We start from the raw sequence: 14,422 nt of genomic DNA on the forward strand, positions 1-14,422 counted from the left end.
ACTACTCCTCGCCCTCCGCCGGCACCCGGATGTCCAGCACGCACACGTCGTCCCGCCGTTCACCCGCCAGCATCGCGGCGAGAAGCGCGTCCAAGGAGGCGGGTCCGGCGGCGAGCGCGGCCGCGGCCAGGCGGTCCAGGCCCGCTTCGATGTCCTCGCCGGGCCGCTCGACCAGGCCGTCGGTGTACAGCAGCAGCCGGTCGCCGGGCTCCAGCTGGAACTCGGCGGACTCGTAGACCGGCTCCGCCGACGCCCCGAGCAGCATGCCGGCCGGACGGTCGAGGCGGTAGGCCCTGCCCCCGCGCACGAGGAGCGGCGGCGGGTGGCCCGCCTGGGCCCAGGCGAGTCGCCGCTCGGCCGGGTCGTAGCGGGCGAGGACGAGTGTCGCGGTCGACTGGGCGTCGCGCGAGTGCAGGAGCAGGAAGTTGAGCCGGGCCAGCGCACCGGTCAGGGAGGAGCCGGTGCTCACCATGCCCTTGGCGGTGAACCGCAGCTGGGCCATCGTGGCAACGGCGTCGACGCCGTGCCCCGCCACGTCGCCGACCACGAACAGCGCCGCCTCGTCGGGCAGTTCGATGGCGCTGAACCAGTCACCGCCGACATGCACCCCCGCCTGGGCGGGCAGGTAGGCGACCTCGACGCGCAGCCCGTGCAGCCGTACCGGATTGCTGGGCAGCGGCAGCAGCGCGTGCTGGAGCCGGGCGGCGAGCGCACGCTCGGCATCCAGGACGCCGCGCTGCACGAGGATCGCGCGCTCGCTGTCCACCAGGGCGAGTTCGGCGCTGCGCTGCGCGGTGAGGTCCTGAACGAAGCCGTGCACCTCGACGACCGTGCCGTCCGCGGCGCTCACCGCCTCGGCGACGGCCCGCAGATGCCGTACCGCGTTCCCGGTCCTGATCCGGAAGGGCACGTCGAACGACCGGCCGGTGCGGGCGAGTTCGGAGACGGCGCGGGCCAGCGCGTGGGCGTCCTCGGGCAGCACCAGGTCCGGCAGCAGGTCCAGCGGCACCGCTCCGCGTCCCGGGTCGCGGCCCAGGATGGTGTACACCTGCGACGACCAGTTGACCTGACGGGTGACCAGGTTCCAGTTCGCCCAGCCCAGGTTGCCCAGCCGCTGCAGCTCCGCCAGCCGCTGCTCCTGACGTTCCTCCGTGTCGTGCCGGAGCCAGGTCACCAGCAGACCGTCGCCGAGCCGCGCGGCACGCACCGAGTAGGTGGCGGTCACGGTCACCCCCGCGACGATCTCCTCGTAGACGAACGGCTCGCCCTCGTACGGCTCTCCTCCGCCGAGCGTCTTCAGGTATCCCTGCCACAGCGACTCGCCGGCGACGGAGGGATAGCTCTCCAGGATGTGCGAGCCGATCAGCTCGCGACCGGTGCGGCCGAGGATGTCGACGGCGCCCGGAGTGGCCGCCTCGATGCGGTAGTCCTCCACCTCGCCGGCGGCGGTACGCAGCGGGGTCAGCAGGACCGTCGCTCCCGGCAGCGCGTCGAGGACCGGCTGCACCGCCTGGGCGAGGCCCGAGGCCGCCGGCTCGGCGGGGGCGTCCAGGGCGCCGAGCCGGCCTGCGCACAGCCGGGCGACGGACTGCAGCAGCTCCCGGTCCGCGCGGCCGAAGGCGGCCGCGGGGCGGCGAAGTACACCGAGGACCAGGTCCGTCGAAACCGGCAGCCACGCCCGGGTGAGCCAGCGCCCCGGCGGCTCGTCGATGAGCTGGAACGCCTCCCGGTCCTCGGTGAAGTGCTCCAGCCAGAGCGGGTCGCCGGCCTTCAGCACCTCCAGCGGGGCGATCCCCTTGAGCGGCGGTACCTGGTGCCATTGGGCGGCGAGCGTCGTGTCGAGTCCCGCGTGCCCGACGAGCTCGAGCCCGTCGCCGGGCAGCCGCCGGTACAGCAGCACCGCGTCGGCGTCGACCCGGGATGCCAGGTGGTCGAGGAGTGTCCCGGCCAGTTCCTGCGGGGAACCGACGTGCAGCAGGGCCTTGCCGAGACGGCCGAGGATCTCGGCGACCTCCGCGGTACCGGGCGGGGCGGCCGGCTTCCGGGCCACGGCCCGTGCGGGCGGTTCGGTGACGGGGACACCGGCGGCGGACGCGGTGGGCGTCAGGGCGCCGAGGGTGAGCCAGCACTCCTCCAGCAGCGTGCGGTTCCCGGCCTCGGCCCGGTGCAGCAGCGCCTCGTGCGCGGCGTCGGGGGAGCAGCCCGTGGTGGCCATCAGCGCGCCCTTGGCACGCTCCACAACCGCGGAAGTGGCCACCGATTCCCGCAGTCGGTCCAGCTCGGCGCGCTGCCTGGACACGATCTTGGCCAGGGCTGCCAGCTCGGCGACGGCACCGGTGTCCATGGCAGGCACGTACTCGCTCGTCACGGGTCGAGCATGGCACAAGAAGGTGCCTCCGATCACACTCGTACCCGATCCGTGAAGGATATGGGCATTCGTGGACGGTTATGGTCAGCGGCCGGTGCTGTGCCCGACGAGCGCCTCGGTGACCACGCGGACGCTGCGGGCGATGTGCTGCAGCTGCATGACCTCCGCCGCGTACAGCTTGATGGTGTGCTCGATGACCGACTCCGGCAGGCCCAGCAGGGGCAGTTCGGCGCGCGCGGTCTGCAGCGCCGTGCGTGCCACCCGGACCTCGTGCTGGACCTGGATCTGCGCGTGCCGGGCGAGCAGCACGGGGTGCCGGATCAGCGCCGGATAGCTGGCGTAGCGGGCCGGGACCAGTTCGCGCAGCCACTTGGCGGCGGAGCGCTCCCAGTCGTAACTGCCCGGTGCCTTGACCTGGCAGGGCCAGTCGGGGCTGATGCGCGCGGTCGTCGTCACAGTCATGGTCATCGCTTCCGGGTGTGCGGCGTCGTGAGGGTGCTCGACGGAGGTCTTGGCGGCTCCGGCCTAGGGGATGGCCGGAGCCGCCGCGGGCGGATCGCACAGGCGATGCCCGTTCGAACATCCCCGGCGCCGACGCGGGTAGGAGACGGCGGCTGGGGATGTCCGTGCGAGGCCCCGGCCGTCGGCCGCCGGCACTGCGGGTGGTGCTGCGTGCGCATGGGCGGTCCGTCGGCTTTCTCGGGGCGGGGTGCGAGCGGTGCGTCCTCGGGTGCGGAACGCGCCCGGAGTGGGCCGGGAGTGATCCGTGAGCAGTATTTATATATGCCGTCCGCTTTGCAAGACGTATGAAAACATTCATGCGTGAAATGAGGTGAATGCTCCCCTTACGAGGTCGTGCGGGGACATCGGAGCCGAGGTCAGTCCTTGAGGAAGAACTGGTGCTCCTCGGCGACCTGCTCGTACTCCTCGAGTCGCGCCTGGGTGCGCTCGGGGTCGGCGTCGGTCATGGCCTGGAGCAGGGCGGCGGCCATCAGACCGGGCGCCGCGTAGGTGTCGAAGACCAGGCGGGACCCGATGCCGGTGCTGAAGGTGACGTCGGCCTCGTCGGCCAGCGCGCCCAGCGCCAGGTCGGTCACCAGCGCGACCCGCAGCCCCGCGGTGCGGGCCACCCGGATCGCGGTCAGAGTCTCCTGCGCGTGCCGCGGCATGCCGAACGCCAGCACCCAGGTGCCGCCCGCCTCGCGTGACTGCAGCAGCGCGTCGTAGGCCACGCTGCCGCCCCGGGTCACCAGCCGTACGTCGGGGTGGATACGGCGGGCGGCGTAGGCGAAGTACTCCGCCAGCGAGACGGAGATGCGCAGGCCCAGCACGGTCAGCGGGGACGACTGGGACAGCTCGCGGCCGATCCAGATCACCCGGTCCGGGTCGGCGAAGTCCCGGCGCAGGTTCTCCAGGTTCTCGATCTCGGCGTCGACGGCGGCCTGGAGCTCGTTGCTGCGCTGCTCGGTGGCGGCCCCGGTGCCGCCCGCCAGGGTGCGCAGCGCGATCGACTGGAGCCGCTCACGCAGCGCGGGGTAGCCGTTGAAGCCGACCGCGCCCGCGAACCGGGTCACCGACGGCTGGCTGACCCCGACCCGCTCGGCCAGGTCGGTGATCGACAGGAAGGCCGCCTCGGTGATGTGGTCGATCAGGTACTGGGCGATGCGGCGCTGGCCGGGGGAGAGCCGGGGGCCGTCGAAGAGCTCGCGGAGCTGGGAGGTGGGCGCGGCCTCGGCCTCCGGCACGGTTTTGCCCGAGGTGATCGCGGATGCCTGGGCCCGGGCCTGCTGCGGCGATGGCACCGAAGCGCCTCCTTTGTCTCCCACGAGGACTCAACATAGCTCACGGACCGTGGTGACCAGGGGTTGTGCGGTACGCCGGACCGTCCCGGCGCCGAACGCCCAGGATGCGGAAACAGCACCGGGATTCCGGCGCTCACCGGCGACGGGTGCGGTGGCCGTCGCCGGTGGATCGGGTGGATCGTACGGTCACCGCCGATAGATGGTGATCGAATGACCGACATCATCGACCGGACGGCTGGTGTCGATCAATTCGGCCAGTCCGCCCCGGGCCTTGGCGGCCGACGAGTCCGAGACGACCAGCAGCCCGTGCACGCTGCGGAGCGGCACCTTGCGGGGGTCGGCGGCGTGGATCCCGTAGTACTCCGGGACACCGCTGCCCTTGTAGACCAGCCAGATCCGCTCGCCCGGGTAGCGCTCCCGCAGCCGGTCGGCGAGCCGGCCCAGGTCCTGCCCCCAGTCCACGTTGGAGTCGTGCAGCCACTGATGCGTCTTCGCCGGGCCCCCGAACGCCTCGTTGGCGTACGGCAGATAGAACGGGAACGTCCGCAGCGAACTCACCGCGACGAACAGCACCAGCGCCCCGCCCACCGGCCGCACCCACCGCCGGCGCAGCGTCAGGACCGCGGCTCCGCCCACCGCCAGGAACATCGGCATGAAGACCGCGTACCGCGTCCCGAAGTCCCGGGACCCGGTCATCGCCGCGGCCAGCAGCACCGCCGGCGGCAGCAGCAGGTACGGCGCGGCCCGCCGCAGCCGACGTACCGTCACCAGCGCCACGGCACCGGCCACCCACAGCGCCAGCATGCCGAGCGGGGTCTTCACCAGCAGGGCGGCCGGCAGGTAGTACCAGCGGGAACCGGTGTAGAGGTGCCCGAACAGATAGCCCTGCCAGGGGTAGTCCTCCAGGGCGAACTGCATCCGCATGCCGTCCCGGTAGGACTCCGGGAAGGGCATCAGGCCGACCAGGAGGCCCCGCAGGCCGTGCACCGCCGGCACCGGCTCGGCGGACAGCGGACGCAGCCGGGGATCGACCGCCAGGTAGGAGAGCCAGACGACGGCGACCGCCGTCACCGTCACCACGGCGGCGGCCGCGAGGGCGCGCAGCGCACGGCCTGGGCGTGTGCCCCACACCGACACCACCGCCAGCGCGACGAGCACCGGGACCGCGGGCAGCGCGCTCATCTTCGTCGCCACCGAGGCCCCCAACGCGGCTCCGGCCAGCGGCAGGTACCGCCGGGGCCGGCGCCGGGCCCGCCAGACCAGCCACGCCGCCGTCAGCACGAACCCGGCCGACGGCACGTCCAGGGTGGCCAGCGAGCCGTGTGCGATGACGTCCGGCGAGAAGCAGTACAGGGCGAGCGCCAGCAGCCCGGCGGCCGTACCGAGGACCTCGCGGGCGAAGGCGAACGCCACCAGGCCGAACAGCAGCGTCAGCACGATCACCGGCAGCCGGGCCCACAGCATCACCCGCCAGGGGTCGTTGCCGGACGCGTACAGCAGATGCCGGCCCACCTGCCCCTGGTCGCCTCGGTACGACGGGTCGTAGTGCGGGTCGGCGACGGCGATGCCGGCCATGACGACGAGCTTGCCGAGTGGCGGGTGCTCGACGTTGTAGCGCAGCCGGTGCTCGTGGAGGTAGTCGGTGGCGGTCGCCACGTAGACCGGCTCGTCGATGGTCGGTGTCTGCTGGACGGCGGTGGTGACCATCGCCGCCGCCATCTGGGCGAGCAGCAGCACCGCGAGGACCGGCACCAGCCAGCGGCGGCGGGCGCGCAGGGCGGCGGTCAGCCGGGCCGCGGGGGTGGGCCGGGGGAGCGGCCCGGGGCCGGCGGGGAGGCCGGGGACGTCGGGTTCGAGGACCGACTGCTGTTCGCTTGCCATCATCCGCCCCGCGGGGACACCGGGCCCGCGGCGACGGGAGCGATCACGAGCAGTCATGGGCCCTACTGTCGCATCGCTCCCGCCACCGGGCGCGTCACCGCTTCACGAGTCGTACCGACAGACCGTCTGCCGTGTACACGGGTACGGCTCGCAGCGTGGCGGAGTTCAGCTCCACCTTGTCGAACTGGCCGCGCAGCCGCGGAGCGTCGACGACCGGCAGGATGCTGCCCGCGGCCGGCGGGCGCTCGGTGTCGAGGGTGAGGGACAGGATGGTGCCCCGGCCCAGGACGGCCAGGTGCTTCACCGCCAGCGGCGCCTTGCGGCCCTTGGCCAGGGTGACCTCCAGGGTGCCCGCGTCCTGCGTGTACGTGCCGCGCACGAACAGCTCCCCGGCGACCCGCAGGGTGCCCGCCGAGACCCGGACGTCCCCGCGGCCCAGCGCGTCCTCGGAGGCGGCGACCAGGGTGCCGGCGGCCAGCACGGTGCCGCCCCGGTAGCGGTTGTCGCCGGTCAGGGTCAGCGTGCCGGTGCCCTTCTTGGTCAGACCGCCGTGGCCGCCGATGTCGTTGCGCCAGCTGTCGGCCGCCGCGAAGCCGCCGGCCGCCGCGTCCAGGGTGACCGTGACGTCCGCGTCGAAGGCGCCGTAACCGTCCGCCGCGGCGAACAGGTTGAGGCGGCCCCACTGCTCCGGGCCGTCCAGCAGCACGTACCCGGAGGGCAGGCCGGTGGTGCGCAGCACCTCGCGGCGCTGGTCGGCGGTGAGGTACGGCTGGCGGGTCTCCAGCAGCACCTCGGCGCCCTTGGGCACGGTGAGCGGCAGGTCGCGGCCCTCGCGGTCCAGGATGTACGTCAGCCGGGGCGTGGCCGCGCGCTCGTTGGCCTCGCGGTCGGCGTACGGGTCGGTCGCGGCGTTCGCCGAGTGGGCGTAGGCGTACAGGGTGTCGGCGGTCGAGCCGGTCTGCGCCTCGAAGTAGGCGAGGGCCTGGGCGCGGGCGGCCGCCTTCAGGTCGGCGTTGGCCGGGTCGGCGAGGGTCGCGGCGGCCAGGGCGGTGGCCATGATGCGGCCGCCGATCACGTCGACCGTGTTGTGCATACCGGCGATGATCCGGGTGTCGCTCAGCTCCAGGGCGCGGGTGACCAGCTCCTGGAAGCGCTCCGGCACCGCGTACGCGTAGGCCAGGCCCGCCAGGTGGAAGGCGTTGGTGTGGCCGGACGGGAAGCCGCCGTCGTCGGTGGGGGAGGTGTTGCGCTGACGCAGCAGTTGCGGGGCGACGGCCACCTCGGACTCGTAGACCGGGAAGCCGTACGCGTCGGTCCTGCCGGTGTCGACGACCTGGCTGTCTTCGTTCATCCGCCACGGGCGCGGGTACTGGTAGGCGTACTTGGACGGGTTGCCGGACGCGTAGGTGCCGCGCAGGGTGTCGACCAGGGTGGCCACCTTGCCCAGCGCGGAGTCGTGCGAGCCCGCGCCGAGCGCCGAGCCCGCCGGGGCGCCGGCCGGGACCGCGTCGTTGATCGTGGTGGCGGGCGTGCCGTCGGGGGCGCTGGTGATCGAGGTGACCGCGAGGGCACCGGCCTTGTAGAGGTCCGCGAGCGGGCCGAGGCCGGCGATCATCGCGTAGCTCTGGTGCTGGCGGTCGTAGAGGAACGCCTTCTTCGCGTCGGCGGCGCTGCGCCTCCTGGTGATCTTGGCGCAGTAGCGCATGTTGGCGCGCAGGATGTCGGCGCGCAGCACGCTGCCGGTGTTCCAGGCGGAACCGGTCTTCCAGATCTGCGCGAAGCCGCCGAGGATGCGGACCACCGCGTTGGTGTCGGCGGTGAGGTTGGTGCTGATGTTGGTCTTGTAGTCGTCGACGAACGCGAGGGCGGCGGTGGCGGCCTTGGCGTCGGCTGCGGCGAGCCAGCCGACGAGGGTCGGAGCGGCCACCACACCCGCCGACGCGCCGAGCGAGGTCTTCAGGAATCCCCGTCGGCCGACGGCGAGTCCACGGGCCGGAGAAGCGGAGTGGTGCCCGGCAGGTGACGGCATGGGTGTGCCTCTCTTCAGTTCTGGGGGAGTTCACGCGGACGGCCGATGCTCCGGATGCGCGTGAGCGGGTGGGTTCGCGTGGGAAAAGTGTTGAACGAGCGAAGTTCTAGGGCGAGTTCGTGTCCCGGCGGTCATCGTCCGGCGACCGCCACGTGACCCGGAGTTGAACGGCAGCCTGTGGTTCACCGGAAGAACCGGCCGGGACCTGCGCGTTCGCAGCACCGAACAGCCCGTGGTCCAGGCGCGCGGGACCGGACGGGCTGCGGAGGCGTTTCTCACAGGATCGAACGCGCCAGCGCCACCGCTCCCTCGACCGGCGGGAGCCGCAACGGCTGTGGCCGCGCCCCGGGTACGGCTTCGGCGAGCGCGGCGGCGAAGGCGTCGTACAGCCGCGGCTGGGAGAGGATCGTGCCGCCCGCGACCACCACGTCGTCCACGGCGAGACCGCGGGCGGCGAGCCGGACCACGAGGCCGGCGAGGGCGCGGCCGCCGTCGGCTATCACGTCGGCGGCGAGCCGGGAGCCCGCGTCGGCCGCGGCGAAGAGCACCGGGGCGTGCCGGCCCCACTCGGCGGAGACGTCGAAGGCGCCCTCCAGCGCGGCGCCGAGCGCGGGTACCTCGGCCACCTCGAAGGCGGCGACGAGTCCGGTCGCGAGGGCGTCGGGGGCCTCGCCGCGGTCGTGCGCGGCCCAGACGGCGCGGGCGGCCTCGCGGACGAGTCCGGCGGCGCCACCCTCGTCCCCGAGGACCGCACCCCAGCCGCCGACCTGCACGGGGCTGCCGTCGGCCAGTCGGCCGACGGCCACCGAGCCGGTGCCGGCGACCAGGCCGACACCCTTGTCCAGGCCGGCGGCGGGGACGAGGAGCTCGGCGTCGCCCACCACCAGGACGGGCACGTCGAGGAGGTCCCGCAGCGCGGCGGCGATCCCGGCGCACTGGCGGGGGGTCTCACAGGCGTGCCCGCCGACGGCCAGGGCGGCCGGGCGGGTGCCGGTGGGCAGGGCGTCGTGGACCAGCGCGGTCAGCCAGCGGGCCGCTGCGGCCGGGTCGTGCGGCCGCCAGCCGCTGCTCGGACGGACGTGGTCGGCGACCCGCTCCGCGCCGGCGAGGGCGCGGAGCTGGGTCTTGGTGCCGCCCACGTCGATCCCGACCACGAGCGGGGAGGACGGGGAGGGCGGAGAAGAAGAAGCGTCCTGCACGGATCCTCTTTCGTCGTCTGGGCGAAGAGCGCCGAAGAGCCTGGCCCGGAGCGGGTCCGGCGAAGTCCGCTGCGAATCGGCGGCGCGCCTGAGGGGCGCGGGGCCGTATCCGATATGCGGCTACTGCCGCATAGGCGCGAACAGCCACGACGGCGCCGCGGGTGAACGACGGCGCATCGCGGCACTTCCAGCGGAGCGCTTGGCTGCGACGGTTGGGCGAACCGTGCCTGGCCGAACAGGAGTTGTGCAAGTCGGGAAGCCCCGGGACGGGCTTCTTGCGGAGCACGGCAGGCGAGTACCGTGTACTTCGTTAGGAAGTTAACTAACGAAGTACAGTGCGTCAAGAGTTGCCGCGGACTCGATCAACGGGACGCTGTCGAGGCCAGAACCGCGCGGCACAACGGCACCGCATCGCCGCCTCCCCCGGCACCCGGGGGAGCGCGGCCCCTGACCCATGGGGGAACTGTGGAACACGACGTGGCTGAGGCCCCCCGGCTCACCGAGAGCGCCGGCGCGGTCTTCGCCGTGCTGGCCCAGGCCGGCAGCGCCACCCGGCCGCAGCTCGCGAGCCTGGCCGGCCTGTCCAAGCCGACGGTCTCCGCCGCCGTCGCGGAGCTGGAGGGGGCCGGTCTTGCCACCCACTCCGGCACCGCCTCCAGCGGCACCGGCCGCTCCGCCGCCGTCTACGGCCTCGGGCCCGCCTCCGGCTCGGTCCTCGCCGTCGACCTGGGCCCGGCCCGCACCCGGGTCCGCGCCTGCGCCCTGGACGGCACCCTGCTGGCCGAGGCGGACACGCCCCGCACCCGAGCCGCCGACGCCGTGCGCGAGGCCCTCGCCGCGCTGCCCGCCGGCGCCCCGCTGCGGGCCATCGTCGTCGCCATCGGTGACGTCAGCGCCCCCGACCGGGCGGGCACGGGCATGCGTCCGGCGACCGCCAAGGCGGGGCCCGTCTTCGACGCGGTCTCCGTAGCCCTGCCGCCGGGAGTCCCCGTCCACCTGGAGAACAACGTCAACTGCGCGGCCCTCGCCGAACTCCACGAGGGCGCCGCCCGGGGCCGCCGCACCTTCGGCTACCTGCGGATCGGCGTCGGTATCGGTCTGGGCATCGTCATCGGCGGCCACGTGCTGCGCGGCGCCAACGGTGCGGCCGGTGAGCTCGCCCGGCTGCCCTACCCCTGGGACGACGACCGGGAGCCCCGCCAGGAGGCCCTGGAGGCCTATGTCGGCTCGCAGGCACTGCTGCGCCGGGCCGCCGAGGCCTGGCGGGAGGGCGACGGACCGTCTCCCCGTACCGCCGACCGGCTGTTCGCGCTGGCCGCCGAGGGTCGTGAACCGGCCCGTTCCCTCGTCGCCCGGCACGCCGCCGACGTGGGCAGGCTGGCCGCCGCCGTGGCCGCCGTGCTGGACCCGGGGCTGATCGTGCTCGGTGGCAGCACCGGCGCGGACCCCCAGCTCCTGCCCGGGGTGCGCACCGAGCTGGGACGGCTGAGCTGGCCCACCGAGGTGGTCAGCAGCCAGATCGGCGATCTCGGTACCGTGGTGGGTGCCGCGCGGCTCGCCGTGGCCAAGGGAGTCCAAACCGTGACCGAAGGTGTGCAGGCGAAGGATTGACGGCTTCCTTATCGGTCTGCCAATGTCCGGACAAGCGCTTTCTAAGTCGGCCGGGACGCCGGCTTGGGGTGAGCCTCCCAGCCCGTACACGACGTACGGCAACCGTACGAGGGCGTGCCCGTGCGGTGACGGCCAGGACGGCCGGGGATCTCGCCCCGCGTGGACGATGCGGCCGGGCGAGGCCGCGCACCCCGGAAAGTGACTTCTCCATAAAAATGCACCCGTGCCGCCTCAGTCGGCGCCGTGCTCCGTCCGTACGACGAAATGGGATCGAAGATGACCACTGTGGGTGTGCGGCGTTCCCGCCGACTCGGCCGCGGCGGTATGCGCCGCCTGGTTCCTCTCGCTGCCGTGGCTTCGGCAGGAGCCCTGCTGCTCTCCGCCTGCGGAGGGGGATCCGGCTCGGGCGGTGACTCGAAGTCGCTGACGTTCTGGATCTCCACGGTTCCGGGGCAGGACGCGGGCTGGAAGAAGCTGGTGGCGCAGTACAAGAAGGAACACGGCGTCTCCGTCAAGCTCGTCAACATCCCCTACGACGGCTACACGACGAAGCTGCACAACTCCGCGCAGGCGAATGCTCTGCCCGACGTGGCGGCCGTGCCGGCGCTGGACCCGATCTGGTCGAACAAGCTGATCGACCTGAGCTCCATCGCCGGCAACAAGAGCTACAACATCAACGCCAACTTCCTGGCGAAGGACTCGTCCGGCAAGGTGCTGGCCATCCCCTCGGACGTCACCGCGTCCGGCCTGTTCATCAACAAGACGCTCTTCAAGAAGGCCGGCGTCTCCTTCCCCACCTCGCCCTCGGAGACCTGGACCTGGACCGACTTCATCGCGGCCGCGAACAAGGTCCGGGAGAAGACCGGCGCCAAGTACTCCCTGACCTTCGACCAGTCGCCGTCGCGACTGCGCGCCATGGTCTACGAGATGGGCGGCAAGTACGTCCACGCGGACTCCTCCGGCAAGTTCTCGGTGGACGCCGCGACCAAGAAGGCCGTGAAGACCTTCGTCGGATGGAACGACGACAAGACCATGCCGAAGTCGGTGTGGACCAGCGGCGCCGACCCGTCCGCGATGTTCCAGAGCGGTGACGTGGTCGCCTACTGGTCCGGCGTGTGGCAGGTCGCCGCCTTCTCGGACAGCATCAAGAAGTTCGACTGGGCGAGCGTCCCGACCCCCGCCCAGCCCGTGCAGGCCAGCGACGTCAACGCCGGCGGCCTGATGGTGGGCTTCAACAACAACGGCGCCGCGGCCACCGCCGCGAAGAAGTTCATGACGTGGGTGTACGACCCGAAGCAGTACACCGAACTGGTCGAGAGCTCCGGGTTCCTCCCGGTCGAGAGCGGCCTGACCCCGAACTACCCCTTCAAGTCCCCGGCGGCGCAGGCGGCGTTCAAGCTGTACAACGAGGAGATCCCGCTCTACGCCCCGATCTCCGGCTACTTCAACGGCGCGCAGACGGAATGGGCGCTGAAGGGCAAGAGCATCACCACCGACCCGACCAAGACGGAACTCGGCAAGGCGGTCAACGGCCAGCAGTCGTCCGACAAGGCCCTGGAGAACATCGTCGCCGGCTACAACCAGCAGGTCGGCGGCGCATCGTAGGCCACAGGTCCGGGCGGCGGGTCAAGACACCGCCGCCCGGACCTGGGCGCCCGCGTGATGCCGGGCTCATGGCGTGAGCCCACCGGAATCCATTCCACCAGCACGGAGTCAGGAAGATGACAAAACCCGCCCCGGCAGTGTCCGCGAGCCCGCCCAGAAGACGCAGTAAGTACACCGTCGCGCCGCTCGTCCTCATCGCGGCCAACGTCATACTTTTCTCGCTGTTCTTCGTCTGGCCGGCGGTGATCGGGCTCGTCTACTCCTTCACGAACTACACCGGTGTGGGGGCGTTCCAGTTCATCGGACTGGACAACTACCACAACCTGTTCGGGGACTCCACGTTCTACGACGCGCTGAGCCGCACGCTGTTGTACACCGTGCTCTTCGTACCGCTGAACTTCGCGCTCTCGCTGCTCGCCGCCAATCTGGTGGTGAGCAAGCACGCCAAGGGTACGTCGGTCGCCCGCGTCATCTTCTTCATCCCGTGGCTGCTGTCGCCCATCGTCGTGGGTGTCCTGTGGCGGTGGCTGTTCGGTGAGAACTTCGGACTGGTCAACTACGTCATCGAGAAGCTCGGCGGAAGTGCCGTCCCGTGGCAGTCGAACGCGGACCTGTCGCTGCTCGTGGTGGTGATGGCGGCGTCCTGGATGTGGACGGGATTCACGATGCTGCTGTTCATCGCGGCGATCAAGAACGTGCCGGTGTCGTACTACGAGGCGGCCTCGCTCGACGGCGCCGGACCATGGCGCCAGTTCTTCAGCATCACACTGCCGAGCATCGCACCCACCTCGTTCATCGTCGTCCTGCTCAACACGATCAACGCAATGAAGGAATACCCGGTGTTCGTCGCCCTCAACAACGGTGGACCCGGAACGTCGAACAACCTCCTTGTCCAGTACATCTACCAGACCGGTTTCCAACGCGGCCAGATCGGCTACGCGAGCGCCGCGTCATTCGTGCTCATGCTCATCCTGATGGCCGTCGCGATCATCCAGCTGATCGTCAACCGGCGGGTGGAGAACCGATGACAACCACAGACATGCCTCGCAAGGTCGACGCCGATCCCGGGCGGGCCGTCTTCAAGAAGCGGCCCCGCGGCGTGGCAAGGGGTGGGATCCGGCAGGCGGTGTCCGCGACGACACTGCTGTGGATCCTCGCGTGCCTCTACGGGTTGCCGGTGCTGTGGTTCATCCTCAGCTCGCTCAAGCCGGCCAGCGACCTGTTCTCCTATCCGCTCACGCTGGTGCCGCACCACCCCACCCTGTCGGGCTACCTGACGGCCTGGCGCAGTGCCAACTTCTCCCAGTTCTTCATCAACACGGCCATCGTGTGCGTGATCACGACGATCCTCACGGTGGGAGTGAGCTGCTGCACCGGGTACGCGCTGGCCAAGTACGACAACAAATGGCTCAAGGCGTTCTTCCTCTGCATCCTGGCCACAACGATGCTGCCGGGCGAGGTCATGCTCGCCCCGGAGTTCCTGGTGGTCCGCAACCTCGGCCTCTACAACTCGTTCGCCGGCATCATCCTTCCGGCCGTGCTCACCGCGACCGGATGCTTCATGTTCCGTCAGTTCTTCCTGACGGTTCCCGACGAACTCGTGGAAGCCGCACGCATCGACGGCGCCCGTGAACTGTCGATCTTCCTGCGGATCATGGTGCCGCTCTCCCGGCCCATCATGCTGACCCTCGCCATCCTGTCCTTCCAGTGGCGGTGGAACGACTACATCTGGCCGCTGCTGATGCTCAACGACCCCAACAAGTTCACCGTGCAGATCGGCATCCAGAGCATCGTCGGCGCGCAGAACATCAACTGGTCGGTCCTGCTCGGCGCGTCGGTCATCTCCATGATCCCGCTGATCGTGATCTTCCTGGTCTTCCAGCGCTACGTCATGGGCGCCGACATCAATGCCGGACTGAAGGACTGA

General features: G+C 71.4%; 10 protein-coding genes. 4 read left to right on the forward strand and 6 right to left on the reverse strand.

Annotation, left to right across the window (positions count from 1 at the left end; genetic code table 11):
• Position 1: 1 nt before the first annotated feature.
• From ACFY0P_RS05745 to ACFY0P_RS05770, 6 genes are all read right to left on the reverse strand, one after another.
• Complete coding sequence (locus tag ACFY0P_RS05745; RefSeq protein WP_388908827.1) at positions 2-2,344, reverse strand: SpoIIE family protein phosphatase; 2,343 nt, start codon at positions 2,342-2,344, stop codon at positions 2-4.
• Between the two features lie 108 nt (positions 2,345-2,452).
• Complete coding sequence (locus tag ACFY0P_RS05750; protein WP_388907733.1) at positions 2,453-2,836, reverse strand: hypothetical protein; 384 nt, start codon at positions 2,834-2,836, stop codon at positions 2,453-2,455.
• A 410-nt stretch (positions 2,837-3,246) separates the two neighbouring features.
• Positions 3,247-4,170 (reverse strand): MurR/RpiR family transcriptional regulator, encoded by a 924-nt coding sequence (locus tag ACFY0P_RS05755; protein WP_388907735.1) that lies wholly within the window; start codon positions 4,168-4,170, stop codon positions 3,247-3,249.
• Between the two features lie 186 nt (positions 4,171-4,356).
• Complete coding sequence (locus tag ACFY0P_RS05760; protein WP_388908829.1) at positions 4,357-6,054, reverse strand: glycosyltransferase family 39 protein; 1,698 nt, start codon at positions 6,052-6,054, stop codon at positions 4,357-4,359.
• 91 nt (positions 6,055-6,145) lie between these two features.
• Positions 6,146-8,080, reverse strand: coding sequence for a phosphatase PAP2 family protein (locus ACFY0P_RS05765; protein WP_388907737.1), 1,935 nt, complete (start codon positions 8,078-8,080; stop codon positions 6,146-6,148).
• 275 nt (positions 8,081-8,355) lie between these two features.
• On the reverse strand, positions 8,356-9,279 hold the full coding sequence (locus ACFY0P_RS05770) for a BadF/BadG/BcrA/BcrD ATPase family protein (RefSeq protein ID WP_388907739.1): 924 nt from the start codon (positions 9,277-9,279) through the stop codon (positions 8,356-8,358).
• A 477-nt stretch (positions 9,280-9,756) separates the two neighbouring features.
• On the opposite strand from ACFY0P_RS05770, the gene ACFY0P_RS05775 reads away from it, so the two are divergent.
• From ACFY0P_RS05775 to ACFY0P_RS05790, 4 genes are all read left to right on the forward strand, one after another.
• Positions 9,757-10,890, forward strand: coding sequence for an ROK family transcriptional regulator (locus ACFY0P_RS05775; protein ID WP_388907741.1), 1,134 nt, complete (start codon positions 9,757-9,759; stop codon positions 10,888-10,890).
• A gap of 276 nt (positions 10,891-11,166) precedes the next feature.
• The gene (locus ACFY0P_RS05780; protein WP_388907743.1) at positions 11,167-12,495 is read left to right on the forward strand and encodes an ABC transporter substrate-binding protein; all 1,329 of its coding nucleotides are present in this window, start codon (positions 11,167-11,169) and stop codon (positions 12,493-12,495) included.
• A 116-nt stretch (positions 12,496-12,611) separates the two neighbouring features.
• Positions 12,612-13,523, forward strand: coding sequence for a carbohydrate ABC transporter permease (locus tag ACFY0P_RS05785; protein WP_388907745.1), 912 nt, complete (start codon positions 12,612-12,614; stop codon positions 13,521-13,523).
• A complete protein-coding gene (locus ACFY0P_RS05790; RefSeq protein ID WP_388907747.1) occupies positions 13,520-14,422 on the forward strand; it encodes a carbohydrate ABC transporter permease in 903 nt (300 codons plus the stop codon). Before ACFY0P_RS05785 ends, ACFY0P_RS05790 begins: the two co-directional genes overlap by 4 nt.

Source organism: Streptomyces sp. NPDC001714, from assembly GCF_042892755.1.
GTDB lineage: Bacteria > Actinomycetota > Actinomycetes > Streptomycetales > Streptomycetaceae > Streptomyces.

What these genes read in the sequence shown, in the direction of transcription:
- ACFY0P_RS05745 (WP_388908827.1), bottom strand. Translation starts at nt 2,344, where the DNA reads ATGGACACCGGTGCCGTCGCCGAGCTGGCAGCCCTGGCCAAGATCGTG.
- ACFY0P_RS05750 (WP_388907733.1), bottom strand. Translation starts at nt 2,836, where the DNA reads ATGACCATGACTGTGACGACGACCGCGCGCATCAGCCCCGACTGGCCC.
- ACFY0P_RS05760 (WP_388908829.1), bottom strand. Translation starts at nt 6,054, where the DNA reads ATGATGGCAAGCGAACAGCAGTCGGTCCTCGAACCCGACGTCCCCGGC.
- ACFY0P_RS05765 (WP_388907737.1), bottom strand. Translation starts at nt 8,080, where the DNA reads ATGCCGTCACCTGCCGGGCACCACTCCGCTTCTCCGGCCCGTGGACTC.
- ACFY0P_RS05780 (WP_388907743.1), top strand. Translation starts at nt 11,167, where the DNA reads ATGACCACTGTGGGTGTGCGGCGTTCCCGCCGACTCGGCCGCGGCGGT.
- ACFY0P_RS05785 (WP_388907745.1), top strand. Translation starts at nt 12,612, where the DNA reads ATGACAAAACCCGCCCCGGCAGTGTCCGCGAGCCCGCCCAGAAGACGC.
- ACFY0P_RS05790 (WP_388907747.1), top strand. Translation starts at nt 13,520, where the DNA reads ATGACAACCACAGACATGCCTCGCAAGGTCGACGCCGATCCCGGGCGG.